General features: G+C 67.7%; 17 protein-coding genes and 1 pseudogene. 3 read left to right on the plus strand and 15 right to left on the minus strand.

Features of this window, described 5'->3' with window-relative positions:
• Nucleotides 1-29: 29 nt before the first annotated feature.
• The 6 genes from IG196_RS13850 to lexA form a co-directional block, all read right to left on the minus strand.
• A complete protein-coding gene (locus IG196_RS13850; protein ID WP_192196597.1) occupies nt 30-809 on the minus strand; it encodes an oxepin-CoA hydrolase, alternative type in 780 nt (259 codons plus the stop codon).
• A 32-nt stretch (nt 810-841) separates the two neighbouring features.
• Complete coding sequence (locus IG196_RS13855; RefSeq protein WP_192196598.1) at nt 842-2,362, minus strand: 3-hydroxyacyl-CoA dehydrogenase; 1,521 nt, start codon at nt 2,360-2,362, stop codon at nt 842-844.
• Nucleotides 2,363-2,495: 133 nt separating this feature from the next.
• On the minus strand, nt 2,496-3,656 hold the full coding sequence (locus tag IG196_RS13860) for an MFS transporter (protein WP_101493040.1): 1,161 nt from the start codon (nt 3,654-3,656) through the stop codon (nt 2,496-2,498).
• A gap of 4 nt (nt 3,657-3,660) precedes the next feature.
• Nucleotides 3,661-4,668, minus strand: coding sequence for a D-2-hydroxyacid dehydrogenase family protein (locus tag IG196_RS13865; RefSeq protein WP_101493041.1), 1,008 nt, complete (start codon nt 4,666-4,668; stop codon nt 3,661-3,663).
• Nucleotides 4,669-4,835: 167 nt separating this feature from the next.
• Nucleotides 4,836-5,219 carry a hypothetical protein gene (locus IG196_RS13870; RefSeq protein ID WP_192196599.1) on the minus strand — a complete coding sequence of 128 codons (384 nt, stop codon included), beginning with the start codon at nt 5,217-5,219 and terminating at the stop codon, nt 4,836-4,838.
• A gap of 144 nt (nt 5,220-5,363) precedes the next feature.
• Nucleotides 5,364-6,047, minus strand: a complete 684-nt coding sequence (gene lexA, locus IG196_RS13875; protein WP_056581233.1) for a transcriptional repressor LexA — start codon at nt 6,045-6,047, stop codon at nt 5,364-5,366.
• Between the two features lie 73 nt (nt 6,048-6,120).
• Between lexA and IG196_RS13880 the strand changes: the two genes are divergently transcribed.
• On the plus strand, nt 6,121-7,107 hold the full coding sequence (locus tag IG196_RS13880) for an asparaginase (protein ID WP_192196600.1): 987 nt from the start codon (nt 6,121-6,123) through the stop codon (nt 7,105-7,107).
• Nucleotides 7,108-7,136: 29 nt separating this feature from the next.
• Here the strand turns inward: IG196_RS13880 and adk are convergent, their stop codons facing one another.
• The 6 genes from adk to IG196_RS13910 form a co-directional block, all read right to left on the minus strand.
• Nucleotides 7,137-7,793, minus strand: a complete 657-nt coding sequence (adk, locus tag IG196_RS13885; RefSeq protein WP_192196601.1) for an adenylate kinase — start codon at nt 7,791-7,793, stop codon at nt 7,137-7,139.
• A gap of 136 nt (nt 7,794-7,929) precedes the next feature.
• Nucleotides 7,930-8,703 (minus strand): 3-deoxy-manno-octulosonate cytidylyltransferase, encoded by a 774-nt coding sequence (gene kdsB / locus IG196_RS13890; protein ID WP_192196602.1) that lies wholly within the window; start codon nt 8,701-8,703, stop codon nt 7,930-7,932.
• Nucleotides 8,700-8,882, minus strand: a complete 183-nt coding sequence (locus tag IG196_RS13895; RefSeq protein ID WP_126749846.1) for a Trm112 family protein — start codon at nt 8,880-8,882, stop codon at nt 8,700-8,702. The genes kdsB and IG196_RS13895 overlap by 4 nt, the downstream gene beginning before the upstream one ends.
• Nucleotides 8,863-9,858, minus strand: coding sequence for a tetraacyldisaccharide 4'-kinase (gene lpxK / locus IG196_RS13900; protein ID WP_192196603.1), 996 nt, complete (start codon nt 9,856-9,858; stop codon nt 8,863-8,865). Before lpxK ends, IG196_RS13895 begins: the two co-directional genes overlap by 20 nt.
• Nucleotides 9,859-10,284, minus strand: a complete 426-nt coding sequence (locus IG196_RS13905) for an ExbD/TolR family protein (RefSeq protein ID WP_062471507.1) — start codon at nt 10,282-10,284, stop codon at nt 9,859-9,861. It lies immediately after the preceding gene.
• Between the two features lie 14 nt (nt 10,285-10,298).
• Nucleotides 10,299-10,931, minus strand: a complete 633-nt coding sequence (locus IG196_RS13910; RefSeq protein ID WP_101493047.1) for a MotA/TolQ/ExbB proton channel family protein — start codon at nt 10,929-10,931, stop codon at nt 10,299-10,301.
• 312 nt (nt 10,932-11,243) lie between these two features.
• On the opposite strand from IG196_RS13910, the gene xseA reads away from it, so the two are divergent.
• Together xseA and IG196_RS13920 are read left to right on the plus strand one after the other, a co-directional pair.
• Complete coding sequence (gene xseA / locus IG196_RS13915; protein ID WP_192196604.1) at nt 11,244-12,557, plus strand: exodeoxyribonuclease VII large subunit; 1,314 nt, start codon at nt 11,244-11,246, stop codon at nt 12,555-12,557.
• Between the two features lie 50 nt (nt 12,558-12,607).
• Nucleotides 12,608-13,170: pseudogene (locus tag IG196_RS13920) on the plus strand (superoxide dismutase).
• Between the two features lie 62 nt (nt 13,171-13,232).
• On the opposite strand, the gene IG196_RS13925 reads toward IG196_RS13920, so the two are convergent.
• From IG196_RS13925 to IG196_RS13935, 3 genes are all read right to left on the minus strand, one after another.
• On the minus strand, nt 13,233-13,703 hold the full coding sequence (locus tag IG196_RS13925) for a DUF192 domain-containing protein (RefSeq protein ID WP_192196605.1): 471 nt from the start codon (nt 13,701-13,703) through the stop codon (nt 13,233-13,235).
• A gap of 91 nt (nt 13,704-13,794) precedes the next feature.
• A complete protein-coding gene (locus tag IG196_RS13930) occupies nt 13,795-13,983 on the minus strand; it encodes a hypothetical protein (protein ID WP_101493099.1) in 189 nt (62 codons plus the stop codon).
• A gap of 151 nt (nt 13,984-14,134) precedes the next feature.
• Entirely contained in the window at nt 14,135-14,473 is a 339-nt protein-coding gene (locus tag IG196_RS13935) for a cell envelope biogenesis protein TolA (RefSeq protein ID WP_101493051.1), read from the minus strand.
• Nucleotides 14,474-14,604: the final 131 nt, after the last annotated feature.

The raw sequence follows: 14,604 nt of genomic DNA on the forward strand, positions 1-14,604 counted from the left end.
GGGTGTCACGGGAGCGACGCCGTCAGGCGTTACTCGTAGCGTGGCGGTGTCTTGTCGAGGAACGCGGCAATGCCGATGCCCGCGTTCGTGTGGTGCAGGTTGCGCACGAAATGATCGCGCTCCTGCGAAAGCTGCGACGCCAGCGTGGTGCCGCGCGCTTCGCTCAGCAGCTCCTTGATGCTGGCCAGCGAATTCGGCGCGCGCGCGTTCAGGCGGGTGGCCAGGGCCATCGCGCCGGCCAGCGCCTGTCCGCTGTCGGTGAGCTCGTTGACGAGGCCGAAGGCATGCAGGCGCGTGGCCTCGATGCGCTCGCCGTTCATCAGCCATTCGCTCGCCAGCTGGCGCGGCAGCGCCAGCCCGAGGTGCCAGCTGAGGCCGCCGTCGGGCGAGAGCGCCACGTTGCTGTACGAGGCCGCGAACACGGCGTCGCGCGCGGCCACGACGAAGTCGCAGGCCATCGCGAGCGAAAAACCGGCACCGGCCGCCGCGCCCTCGACGGCCGCGATGACCGGCTTGGGGAAGGTGCGGATCGAGTCGATCCAGTTGTGCAGGCCCTCGATGCTCTCGGCTTGCACGGAGCGGTCGAGTTGGCGGTTGGCCAGCAGCCGCTGCAGCGAGCCGCCGGCGCAGAACCAGGCGCCTTCGCCCACGATGACGACGCTGCGGATCTCGTCGCTGCTCTCGGCGCCGTTCAGCGCCTCGATGCCGGCGGCGTAGATCTCGGGGCCCAGCGCATTGCGCTGGGTCGGGTTGACGATGGTCAGCACCATGGTGCTGCCTTCGCTGGTGCTCTTGAGTTCGGCGGTCATGGCGTGTGTGCCTGTTCGTTTTGTTTGTCTGTTTATTCTTCTTCGTGCAGCAGGCTCAGGCCCAGCGCGCCGCGGCGGCGCAGCCACGGGCTCGGGCGATAGCGCGGGTCGCCGTACACCGTCTGCAGGTTGAACAGCACCTCGAGCATGTTGGTCGGCCCGTAGAGGTTGCCCATGGCGAGCGGGCCGCGCGGATAGCCCAGGCCCAGCTGCACGGCGGTCTCGAGGTCGGCCGGCGTGCACACGCGCTGCTGGCACATGTCGGCGGCGATGTTGACGATGGCGCCGACCACGCGCTGCGTGACGAAGCCGCCGCTGTCGCGGATCACGCTCACGGCCTTGCCGTCGCGTGCGAAGAGGGCGTGCGCGGCGTCACGCACGTCGCGGCGGGTGGCCGGGTTGGTGGCGAGCACGCGGCGCTTGGTGGCGGCGTCATCGATCAGCATGTCGATGCCGACGGTGCGCGTGGCGTCCAGCCGCTCGACGGCCGCGACCGTCGTCACGTCGAAGCCCAGCGGCGCGACCAGGATGATCGACTGCGGTGCGGGGGCGCTGCCGCTGTCGATCTGCGCACCCAGCGTGTTCACCAGGCGCAGCAACTCGGCACGGCGCGCGGCACGTGGCGACACCCAGACCGCGGGCGTGCCTTCGACCACGGGTGCGGGCGCTTCGGGCGTCTGCTGCATCACGCCGTTGTCGTAGCGGTAGAAGCCTTCGCCGGTCTTGCGGCCGAGCGCGCCGGCAGCCAGGCGCTGCGCGGTGATCACGCTCGGGCGAAAGCGCGGCTCTTCGAAATACTGGTAGTAGATCGACTCCATCACCGGGTGCGACACGTCGAGTGCCGTCAGGTCGAGCAGCTCGAACGGGCCGAGGCGAAAGCCCGCCTGGTCCTTCAGGATGCGGTCGATGGTGGCGAAGTCGGTCACGCCTTCGCCGACGATGCGCAGCGCCTCGGTGCCGTAGCCGCGGCCCGCGTGGTTGACGATGAAGCCGGGCGTGTCCTGGGCCTGCACGGCGCTGTGGCCCATCTGCGCGGCATAGCCGGCCAGCTGCTGGCAGACCTCGGGCGAGGTCTTGAAGCCCGCCACCACCTCGACCACCTTCATCAGCGGCACGGGGTTGAAGAAGTGAAAGCCCGCAAAGCGCGCGGGGTGCTGCAGGCCGGCCGCGATGGCCGTGACCGACAGCGACGAGGTGTTGGTGACCAGCGTGGCGGTGGGCGCGACCACGTCTTCGAGCTCGCGGAACAGCGTGCGCTTGACCTCGAGGTTCTCGACGACGGCCTCGACCACGAGGTCGCAGCCTGCGAGCGCCTGCATGCCGTCGACCGCCTTCACGCGGGCCACATAGGCGTCGCGCGTGGGGGCGTCGATCTTGCCCTTCTCGTGCAGCTTGTTCCATTGGGCGGCGAGGGCTTCGCGGCCGCGCTCGGCGGCGCCGGCGAAGCTGTCGAGCAGCAGCACTTCGCTGCCGGCCTGGGCGGCGATCTGCGCGATGCCGCGCCCCATGGCGCCGGCGCCGATCACGCCGATTCGGGGGTAGTTCACTGTCATGGGATCAAGGTTCTCATGGGTTGGTGGGTGTCCGGGACGGCCGCGCCGGCGCGGGTGCGCGACGCGGACGGAAGCTCCGATTTTGCAATCTCGCGGGAGGCCCGCGCCCCGGGTGTTACGCGGGGCATCGGAATCAGGCCGGGCGGCGGCTGCGGTCGATGGCGATGCTCAGGCCCATGGCCAGCAGCATCAGCGTGAAACCGACCCGGCTCATCCACTCGGTGGCGTCGTTCGCCAGCAGCCAGCCGCCGAGCGCCGCGCCCAAAGCCTGGCCGATGTAGATGCCCGAGCTGTTGAGCGCCACCGAGCCCGGCGCCAGGGCGGGCGCCAGCCCCACCAGCCGCGCCTGCTGCGAGGAGTTGGTGGCAAAGCAGCCCAGGCCCCAGGGCACGAGCACCACCGCCAGCCATGCCAGCGTGCTGGCCAGCGGCCACAGCAGCAGGCTCAGCGCGATCAGCCCGGTCGTCAGCAGCACCATGCGCCCGGCGCCGACGCGGTCGATGTAGCGGCTCACGACCATGTTGCCCAGCAGGCCGAAGGCGCCGAACAGCGCCCACATCAGGCTCAGCGTGTTGGCATCGGCGCCGAAGCCCTGTTTGAGCAGCGGGCCGAAATAGCTGAACAGCACGAACTGGCCGATGCCCTGCAGCGCCGTGACCGACACGATGCCCATCAGCACCGGGCTGCGCAGCACACGCGACCAGGCCGCAGCCGTGAGCGCGGCGGGACGGATGCCGTTGGGCAGCGTGAGCCAGACCGAGGCGGCGCTCACGACGCTGAGCGCCGCGATGGCCATGAAGGCCATGCGCCAGCCCAGGTGGCCGCCGATCAGCGCGCCGATCGGCAGGCCCAGCACCGAGGCCACCGACCAGCCGAGGAAGACGAAGGTCACTGCGCGTCCGCGCTGCTCGGGCGGCACCAGCATGCCGGCGCAGGCTGCGGCCTGGGGCGTGAAGATGGCGGGCGCGATCACCGTGAGCATGCGCACCGGCAGCAGCGCGCCGAAGCTCGGCATGAGCGCCGCAACCACGTGCCACGCGGCGTACCAGAGCAGCGTGAGGGCGAGCAGCTTGCGGCGGTCCCAGCCGGCGACCGCGGCGGCCAGCAGCGGGGCGCCCAAGCACATCACGAAGGCGGCTGCAGTGATCAGCTGGCCCGCCGTGGCGACCTTGATCGCCAGCGAGACGCTGATTTCATTGAGGGTGCCGGGCACGACCATCACGCCCGTGCCGATCACGAAATTGCCGGCCAGCAGTGCCCAGAGCGCGCCTCGCTGCGGCGCGGGCCGGCTCATGCGTTCACCGCCGGACCTGCAGCGCGCCGGGGTTCACGATGTTCGTGGGGTTGCCCTTGATGAAGCTCACGACGTTGTCGAACGCCTGGCCGAAGTAGCTCTCGTAGCTTTCCTGCTCGACGTAGCCGATGTGCGGCGTGCAGATGCAGTTCTCGAGGCGCAGCAGTGCATGACCTTGCAGCGGCGGTTCGCTCTCGAACACGTCGATGGCCGCCAACCCGGGACGCCCGCGGTTGAGCGCTGCCAGCAAAGCATCGGCCTCCACCAGCTCGGCGCGCGACGTGTTGACGAACAGCGCCGTCGGCTTCATGCGGGAGAGGTCTTCGAGCTTGATGAGGCCCTGCGTGTCCTCGTTGAGCCGCAGATGCACCGACAGCACGTCGGCCGCGGCAAAGAATTCGTGGCGGTTCTGTGCCACCTGGAAGCCGTCGGAGCGCGCCTTGGCGCAGCTGGCTTCGCGGCCCCAGATCACGACCTGCATGCCGAAGGCCTGCCCGTAACGGGCCACCAGCTGGCCGATGCGGCCGTAGCCCCAGATGCACAGCGTCTTGCCCTTGAGCACCGAGCCCATGCCGAAATTCGGCGGCATCGACGCCGACTTGAGGCCCGACTGCTGCCAGGCCCCGTGCTTGAGGTTGCTGATGTACTGCGGCAGGCGGCGCATGGCCGCCATGATCAGCGCCCAGGTGAGTTCGGCGGGTGCCTGCGGCGACCCCGAGCCTTCGGCCACCGCCACACCGCGTTCGGTGCAGGCCGTGACGTCGATGTGGCCGCCGACGCGACCGGTTTGGGAAATCAGCTTGAGCTTGGGCAGCTTCTCGATCAGTTGGCGGGATATCTGGCTGCGCTCGCGGATGAGCACGATGACGTCCGCATCCTTGAGGCGAACCGATAGTTGGCCGATGCCCTTGACCGTGTTGGTGTAGACCTTGGCGGCGTACGCGTCCAGCTTGGCAGCGCACTGCAGCTTGCGCACGGCGTCCTGGTAGTCGTCGAGGATCACAATGTTCATGGCATGCCATTGTGCCTCGCAGCATTGGCAGGTCGCACGTGTGAACGTTTGGATACCCGGTGCCAGATAGCGCCCGGGAGGCCTGTTTCAGGCCGTTGTCGGTGAGTCCGCCGTGCGCATAGGGGATGCGCAGGTCGCGCAGGCACGGCGGCTTCGTTCGCACTTTCTCAGTGCAGGTGGCTGGGGCGGTGCGTGCCGCTGCCGGTTTCTGCAGCTTCCAGTGCGGCGAGTCGTTCGAGTTCGGCGCACACGTCGGCCATGCGGCCGGAAATCACGACCCGGTTGGCGCAGCCGCGCTGCGAGCCTTGCCGATCGATCACGCGGACCACGCGCAGCGGGCGGGTGGGCGTGGCGGCGGCGGACGGTGACGTGGCTGGCGTGGGGTTGCCGGCGGCGCGTGCCGTGCAGGCCGGGCGCACGGCCACATAGCGCAAACCAGCGGCAGCGTCGCTGCTGTCACCGCGTGAGGGGCGGCGGGCGGGCATCCAGCGGGTGGCCAGCGATTGCAGGGGCGACCAGAAGTCGGCGATAGCGAGGAGGGCGATTCCCATGTGAACTCCAAAAAAGTATGAGGTTGAACACAGGCAGGATTTCTTGAATCGGCCGCAACAGGGTGATGGCGACTTCGCGCCATACGCCCGCCACCTGTCGCGGCCGGATGAGGTGCTGCTGCTTGTGGGCAGCAGGCCCGGGACCTACATCAGCATGGTGTTGCGGATGAGGCCGACCGCGAGGCCTTCGATTTCGAAGGGCTCGCCGGGCTGGACGATGATGGTCGGGTAGTCGGGGTTCTCGGCGTGCAGCTCGATCACCTGCTTGTTGCGCTTCAGGCGCTTCACGGTGACTTCTTCGCCGAGGCGCGCCACCACGATCTGACCGTTGCGCGCTTCCTTGGTGGCCTGCACGGCGAGCAGGTCGCCGTCCATGATGCCGGCGTCGCGCATCGACATGCCGCGCACCTTGAGCAGGTAGTCGGGCTGGCGCTGGAACAGCGTGTTCTCGACGTAGTAGGTCTGGTCGACGTGCTCTTGCGCGAGGATGGGCGAACCCGCCGCCACACGGCCGATGAGCGGCAGCGCGAGCTGGGCCATGCCGGGCAGCGAGAGCGAGAACTGGTTGCCCTCGCGGTGGCGCGTTTCGTGGAGCGAGCGCAGCGCATCGCCCTTGAGGCGTATGCCGCGCGAGGTGCCGCTGACGAGTTCGATGACGCCCTTGCGGGCCAGGGCCTGCAGGTGCTCTTCGGCGGCGTTGGCCGACTTGAAGCCCAGCTCGTTGGCGATTTCGGCGCGCGTCGGCGGCGCACCGGTGCGTGCGATGGCGGCCTGGATCAGGTCCAGGATCTGCTGCTGGCGGGCGGTAAGCTTCACTGCGAACTGCATAGTGGTTTCCTTGCGGCACTGGCTAGATATCCAGTACCTGTATTTTTAACCAGTTTTCAAAAGTTGACAAGCCATGACTCATTCCTCTTCGTCCGAGACGCGCCGCGTGGTGGTGCTGGGCACCGGCGGCACCATTGCCGGCAAGGCCGCCAGCAGCGGCGACAACATCGGCTACACCGCGGGGCAGGTGGGGGTGGCGGACCTGCTGGGCGGCATCGAGGCACCGGCCGGCGTGACGCTGGTCGCGGAGCAAGTGGCGCAGCTCGACAGCAAGGACATGGACGCCGACACCTGGCGCCAGCTGGCCGCACGCTGCGCGCACTGGCTGGCGCAGCCCGATGTGGCTGGCATCGTCGTCACGCATGGCACGGACACGCTGGAGGAAACGGCTTTCTTCCTGCACGCCGTGCTGGCGCCGGCCAAGCCGGTGGTGCTGACCTGCGCGATGCGTCCGGCGACGGCCTTGTCGCCCGATGGTCCGCAGAACGTGCGCGATGCGCTCGTGGTGGCTTCGACGCCGGGTGCCAAGGGTGTGACGGTGGTGTGCGCGGGCACGGTCCACAGCGGCCTCGATGTGCAGAAGGTGCACACCTATCGTCTCGATGCCTTCGCGTCGGGCGATGCCGGGCCGGTCGGCTATGTGGAAGAGGGCGAGGTGCGGCGCGTTCGTGCGTGGCCGCAGGGGGCGTCGGCCGACGCTGCACGGTTGGATGCGGTGTCGAAGCCGTGGCCTCGTGTCGAGATCGTCATGAGCCATGCCGGCGCGAGCGGCGCGATCGTCGAGGCGTTGCTGCTTCCGTCGGCTGAACCCTTGCGCGGGCTGGTCGTGGCCGCGACCGGCAACGGCACCGTGCACCATGCACTGGAAGCCGCAGCGCTGAAGGCGCAGGACGCCGGCGTGGCGGTGCTGCGCGCCACGCGCTGCACGAACGGACGCATCCTCCCGAAGCCCGGTGACGGGCTGCGGGATGCGGGCGCACTCACGCCGGTGAAGGCGCGGGTCGCGCTGGCGCTGGAACTCTTGGGAGTGGCCGCCCTGCCAGAGTTGGAAGGCGGCTAGGAGCGGCTGACGGGGCAGCCGCTGCTGAATCAGCTGTTCAGTGCGGCCAGGGCGCGCTGCGTGATCTCGTCGACCGTGCCCACGCCCTGGATGGCGCGGTACTTCGGTGCGGCGGCCGGATCGGCTTTGGCCCAGGCCGAGTAGTAGTCGACCAGCGGACGGGTCTGCTGGCTGTAGACGTCGAGCCGCTTGCGCACGGTCTCTTCCTTGTCGTCTTCGCGCTGGATCAACTCTTCACCGGTCACGTCGTCCTTGCCTTCCACCTTCGGCGGATTGAACTTGACGTGGTAGGTGCGGCCCGATGCCGGGTGCGAGCGGCGACCGCTCATGCGTTCGATGATGTCGCCGAAGGGCACATCGATCTCGAGCACGTAGTCGAGTTTGACGCCGGCCGCCTTCATGGCGTCGGCCTGCGGAATGGTGCGCGGGAAGCCGTCGAACAGGAAGCCGTCGTTGCAGTCGGGCTGCGCGATGCGTTCCTTCACGAGGTTGATGATCAGGTCGTCGCTGACCAGTGCACCCGAGTCCATGATCGTCTTGGCCTGCAGCCCGAGGGGGGTGCCTGCCTTGACCGCGGCGCGCAACATGTCGCCGGTCGAGATTTGGGGAATGCCGTATTTCTGGCAGATGAAGGTCGCTTGCGTGCCTTTGCCTGCCCCGGGCGCGCCCAGCAAAATAAGTCTCATGGTGTCCTCGGAAGGTTCTTAGATTTTGTGTCGCGCCCCATGCGCACCCTCAGGCGCGCCGAGGCGGAATTGCGTCGAGGATAGCATGCGTGCCCGTGACAAATTGCCGCCGTTTCCCTCGGAAGCGGCGGGCAGTTCACGCGGACGAGCCGGCCGCGAAGACCGCGCGCACGCGCGCCAGGTCTTCGGGCGTGTCGATCCCGGGGCCCGGTGCGACATCGCTCACATGCACCGCGATGCGGTGCCCATGCCACAGCGCGCGCAGCTGCTCGAGCGCTTCGGTGGCTTCGACAGGCGCAGGCGACAGCAATGGAAATTGACGCACGAAGCCCGCGCGATAGCCGTAGATGCCGATGTGGCGCAACGGTGCCGGGCTCGGCAGCACTGAGGGCGCGGCGCCGCCTGAAGAACCGTCACGCCACCAGGGGATCGGCGCGCGGCTGAAGTAGAGCGCATGGCCCTGAGCATCCAGCACGGCCTTCACGACGTTCGGGTTCATGAAGTCGGCCAGCGAATCGATCGCGTGGACGGCGGTGCTCATTGCGGCTTGCGGATGGGCGGCGAGTGTGGCGGCCACGGCGTCGATGAGTGCGGGGTCGATCAGCGGTTCGTCGCCCTGCACGTTGACGACGATCGCGTCGCCGTCGAGCCCGAGTTGCTCGCAGGCTTCGGCCAAGCGATCGGTGCCGCTGGCGTGGTCCTGCCGGGTCAGCAGGGCCTCGACGCCGTGTGCCTTGCAGGCCTCGATGATGGAGGCGTCGTCGCCGGCCACCACCACGCGAAGGGCGCCGGACTGGTGGGCGCGCTGCGCCACGCGCACGACCATCGGCAGGCCGGCGATATCGGCCAGCGGTTTGTTGGGCAGTCGCGTCGAAGCCAGCCGGGCCGGCACCAGAACGGTGAAGCTCACAGGCCCAGCTCGTCGTCGGACAGCGTGCGGGCCTCGTTCTCGAGCAGCACCGGGATGCCGTCGCGCACCGGGTAGGCGAGCCGCGCGCTGCGCGAGCAGAGTTCCTGCTTCTCGGCGTTCCAGGTCAGCGGGCCCTTGGTGACGGGGCAGACGAGCAGTTCAAGCAGCTTGGTATCCATCGAGCGATGATAGCTTTGCGTCGAGGGCGGCGAAGAACGCTGGCGAGGGTTCGAAGTGCAGCGGCACGGCGAGCGCGTCGGGCGCCTGGTGCCAGAGCTTGACGGCGTCTTTTTCCGTGCAGACGAGGGGCAGGGCGGGACCGGCCGGGCGCTGCCAGTCGCTGAAGTCGTGGTGGTCGGGCAGCGCGAAGGTGTCCGCGAGCGTCAGGCCGCGCGCACGCAGCATCGTGAAGAAGGCTTCCGGTCGCGCGATGGCGGCGAGTGCGATCACGGGTTGGCCGGCGAGCGTTTCGAGCGGGATGCGATGGCCGTCCTTCGCGAGGGCGTACGGCGCCAGTTCGCGGGTGGCGGTATAGCCGCCGGTGAAAGCGGGCCGCTCGCCGCTGTGCAACAGCAGGTCACAGGGGCGCGGCCACGGCTCGCGCAGGGGGCCGGCAGGCAGCAGCCAGCCGTTGCCGACGCCGCGGTCGTCGAACACGCAGATCTCGATGTCGCGCGCCAACGCCAGATGCTGAAGGCCGTCGTCGCTGACGATGACCTGGGTGTCCGGATGCCGCTCGAGCAGGGCACGTGCAGCCTCGATGCGCTGCCGGGCCACGAAGACCGGCGCGCCGGTGGCATGGTGAATCAGCGCAGGTTCGTCGCCAACGTCCTGCGGATCGCTGTCGCCCAGGACTTCGCGGCAGTCGTCGGTGCGGCGGCCATAGCCGCGCGACACCATGCCCACCCGCAGCCCAAGTGCCTGCAGATGGCGCACGACCGCCATCACGACCGGTGTCTTGCCGGCCCCGCCCGCAATCACATTGCCGACCACGATCACGGGAACCGGCACGCGCCCGGTCTTCTGCCAACCCCATCGGTAGAAGGCGCGCCGCAGCGCGAAGAGGGCGCCGTAGATCAGCGACAGTGGCCACAGGACGCAGGCCAGCGCACCGCGGCGCAGCCAGGCGTCCTGCAGCCGCGCGCCGGTCGACACTCAGTGACCGGCCTGGGCCGTCGACTGAGCGGCGAAGGTGATCTGCATCAGGCCGGCGCGGCGCGCGGCCTCCATCACCGTCACCACGGCCTGGTGCGGGCTGGCCGCGTCGGCGCTGATGATCACGACGCTGTCCTTGCCACCGGTGGCGGCGGCACCGAGCGCGGCAGCCACGGTGTCGACGCTGCGGTCCGCAAGCGGCGACTTGTTGATCACGTAGCGGCCATCGGCCGACACCGCCACGATCACCTCTTTCGGGTAATCGCGCTGGGCGTCGACGTCCGCCGTCGGCAGCCGCAGCTGCATCTCGGTGAACTTGCTGTAGGTGGTCGACAGCATCAGGAAAATCAGCACGACCAGCAGCACGTCGATGAACGGGATCAGGTTGATCTCCGGCTCGTCGCGCGCGCCGTGGCGAAACTGCATGCGGCCGCGCGAGCTCATTTGCGCAGGGCGTTCAGGTGGCGGGCAAAACGCTCGCCCGAGAGCTCGAGGTTCAGCAGGTACTCGTCCACGCGGCTGCGGAAGTAGCGCCAGAAGATCAGCGTCGGAATGGCCACGATCAGGCCGAAGGCCGTGTTGTACAGCGCGATCGAGATGCCGTGCGCCAGCTGCGCCGGGTTGCCCGAGCCGACGGCACCGCTGCCGGGCGACTGCGAGCCGAAGATTTCAATCATGCCGATCACCGTGCCCAGCAGGCCGAGCAGCGGCGCGGCCGAGGCGATGGTGGCCAGCGCCGGCAGGTAGCGCTCCAGCCTGTGCGCCACGGTGCGGCCCGAGGCCTCCATGGCGGCGCGCAGGTCTTCTTCGGTGCAACGCGGGTTGGCGTTCAGCGCGCGCAGGCCGGCGGCCAGCACCTGGCCGAGCATCGAGTTGCTTTCCAGTTTGGTCACGACATCCGGGCCGGGAACCGCGCCGCGCGACACGGTGATGGTTTCGTCCAGCAGCTTCGGCGGCAGGACCTTGACGGTCTTGAGACTGGTGAAACGTTCAATGACCAGCGCGAGTGCGATGACCGAACAGGCGAGCAATGGCCAGATTGGCCAGCCCGCGGCAACAATGATGGAAAACAAGAAAATCCTCCGGCCCGTAGACTGCAAATGCGCGGCGATTATCCACCGAGCCACCATCGGCTCGCGGCTTGTTTGCGTGTCGGCAAGGACGCACAGATTCTGTGGATAACTTTGTGATTAACCCGTGGCGCAATGGCTCCGAACCCGCATGGGACGGGCTTTCCGTTAGATCGATTGAATTTTGAGCAGCACTTTTTTTAATGAAATCAACAGCTTGCACGAGAACTCGTGCATCTGTCCCACCATACCCCTCCAAAGTGGGGGGCGCAGCGCCCGTTGTGGACGAGTGGCCTTCGGTGGCGGAGGGACACGATGAGCTTCAGGGAGCCGAATGCAGCGCCCGGGCCGCGCGTATGGGCCGTGGGCGCGCTGTGCCGTGCGGTGGCCGATGCGCTCGACGCGCGCTTCAATCCGGTCTCGGTGCGTGGGGAAATCTCGGGTTTCTCGCGCGCATCGAGTGGTCATTGCTATTTCTCGCTCAAGGACGAATCCGGCCAGCTGCGCTGCGCGATGTTCCGGCGCGCCGCCAGCCTGCTCGACTTCACGCCACGCGACGGTGACCAGGTCGAGGTCCGTGGCCGGCTGGCGGTGTACGAGCCGCGCGGCGATCTGCAATTGGTGGTCGAAAGCCTGCGGCGCGCGGGGCAGGGCGCGCTGTTCGAGCAGTTCCTGCAGCGCAAGGCGCGCCTCGAGGCCGAAGGCCTGTTCGATCCGGCACGCAAGCGGGCGCTGCCGTCCATGCCGCGTGCCGTGGGCGTCGTCACCTCGCTGGGTGCCGCGGCGCTGCATGACGTCGTGACCGCGCTGCGGCGGCGCGTGCCCCACATCCCCGTGGTGCTGGCGCCGGCGGCGGTGCAGGGTGCCAACGCGCCGGCCGAACTGGTGCGCGCCTTGCAGTCGCTCTACACGCTGGAGCCGGCCGTCGACGTGATCCTGCTGGTGCGCGGCGGCGGCTCGATCGAGGACCTCTGGGCCTTCAACGACGAAACGCTGGCACGCACCATCGTGCAGAGCCCCGTGCCGGTGATCAGCGGCGTGGGGCACGAAACCGATTTCACGATTGCCGACTTCTGTGCCGACCTGCGCGCGCCCACGCCCACGGCCGCCGCCGAACTCGTCAGTGCGCCGCGCGACCTGTGGCTCGGCGCGCTCGATCTGCTCGACGAACGGCTCGGGGATGCGCTGGGCGGGCGGCTCGATGTGCTCGGCCAACGGCTGGACCAAGCCGCCGCACGGCTGGGGCGCCCCTCGGGCCTGGTGGCGCGCCAGCAGCTGCGGCTGGCCCATCATGCGCAGCGGCTGCACTACGCGGTGCTGTCGCGCCGCGAGCGTCTGGCGCAGGTGCCGCAGGCCATCGGCACCGATTTCTCGTCGAAGTTCACACGCGCGCTGACGCAGCGACGTGAGCGGCTCGATCGCGTCGCCCTGCGCCTGCGGCTGCTTGATCCGGCCTTGGTGCTGCAGCGCGGGTATGCCTTGCTGACCGATGGCGAAGGTCGCGCGGTCGTCAGCGCAGGCAGCCTGCAGGCCGGCGACGCCGTCGTCGCGCGCCTTTCGGACGGCTCGGTCGACCTGACCGTGACGCCCGGCGCTGCGACGGGAACACGTCTGACGCGGCCCCAATGATTACTTCCTAGAATCCTTCATTCCCCACAACCAACCCACGAGAAAAAACCATGGAACATGTGCTCCCACCCCTGCCGTACGCCATCGACGCACTGGCCCCCGAGTACTCGAAGGAAACGCTCGAGTACCACCACGGCAAGCACCACAACGCCTACGTGGTGAACCTGAACAACCTGCAAAAGGGCACCGAGTTCGAAGCGATGACGCTCGAAGAGATCATCAAGAAGTCCAGCGGCGGCATCTACAACAACGCCGCGCAGATCTGGAACCACACCTTCTTCTGGAACTGCATGAAGCCGCAAGGCGGCGGCGCTCCCACCGGCGCATTGGCCAAGGCCATCGATGCCAAGTGGGGCAGCTACGACGCCTTCAAGGAAGCCTTCGTGAAGTCGGCCGTGGGCAACTTCGGTTTCTGGCGTGAAGAAGGCCGACTCGGTGGCCGAACACCGGCGCCGCCGGCACGCCGCTGACCACCGCCGACACCGCGCTGCTGACGGTGGACGTGTGGGAGCACGCGTACTACATCGACTACCGCAACCTGCGCCCGAAGTTCGTCGAGACCTTCCTGGCCAAGCTGGCCAACTGGGACTTCGCGGCAAAGAACTTCGGCTGAAGCCCGCGTTCTCGCCATGAAAAAAGCCGACCTGCGGGTCGGCTTTTTTGTGGGCGATCGGTTCAGCGCTTGGCAGCGGAGAACAGCTCGCCGCCGAGCTTGGCCCCCTTCTTGATGTTCTTCTTGGCGAACCAGCCCTGGTTCATCTCGAGCACGTAGCGCACCGGCTCTTCGGAGCAATGCGAGTTCTCGGTCATCGGCTGCATGTCGACCAGGTTGACGATGCGGCCGTCATCGGCCACGAAGGCTGCGGTCAGCGGCAACAGGGTGTTGCGCATCCAGAAGCACTGCGTGGCTGGTTGATCGAACACGAAGATCATGCCTTCGGCCTGCGGCATCGTCTTGCGGAACATCAGGCCGATCTCGCGCTCGCGGGGCGATTGCGCCACCTGCGCGTCGATCTTGTAGAGGCCGACCGACAACTGCGTGCGCGCCAGATCGGTTTGGGGTTGCGGTTGGATTTGCTGCTGCGCGTGGGCCGGCGCCAGGAAGGACGCGGACACCAGAAGCAGCGCGGCGAGACGCTGAAACATCGGATGACTCTTTCGGGGCCGGGACACACAAGGTCGGCCCGTGACCAATAAAAATGCCCGCTGAAGCGGGCATTGCCGGGAGCTTGAAAGCTTACACCTTCTTGGCGGCGGCCGCGTGGGCCTTGGAGACGTGACGCACCTTGTGCTTCTTGACCGTGTGCTTGGCCTTCGCCTTGTGGACTGCGGGGGCGGCCGGAGCGGCAACTGCGGGGGCGGCGGCTTGCGCAAATGCACCGGCTGCGAAGAGGCCGGCGACCAGGGCTGCGATCAGCTTGTTCATGAGAAATCCTTTGAGATTGTTGATTTGGATCACCTCCCTGTGGAAGGTCTCCATTCAACGGACCTCAGGGACCCCGGTTGACAGTGGTTGAGCAAAACTGCAAACGAAAAAAAGCGCCCCGAAGAGCGCTTTTCTTGGGGGACCGACCAGCTTACTTGGCGCCGGCCATGTCAGGCGTGCCGCCTTGGGTGGCCTTGCGCTTCACGCTGCCGTCCTTGTTGCGACGACGATCGTCGCGGGTCTTGGCGCGCTTTTCGCCAGCAACGCCAGCCTTGTCAGCGCCGAAGGTGCCGCCTTCAGGCGTCTTGGCGATGTCGCCAGCTGCAGGAGCCACTTGACCAGCGGGCTTGGCTTCCTTCTTGGCTTCAGCGCGAGCTTGCGGCTTGCTGCCGGTCGCGTTGCCTTGTTCGGGCGTGGTGCCGGCCGGGTTCTGGGCGTACGCGCCAGCGGCGAACAGGCCAGCGATCATGACTGCGAGAAGTTTGCTCATTGATGATTCCTCTATCGAGAATTGGTTGGAAACGCCTCCCGGCGAGCAGAAGGTCAGCCAGTAACGGGCGCTATCGCCCTATGGTTGACAATTGTCCGCTGATGGGTTGCGTCTAAAATGTACAGCGATTT

It is taken from the genome of Variovorax sp. 38R (genome assembly GCF_014843395.1).
In the GTDB taxonomy this organism is placed as follows: domain Bacteria; phylum Pseudomonadota; class Gammaproteobacteria; order Burkholderiales; family Burkholderiaceae_C; genus Variovorax; species Variovorax paradoxus_H.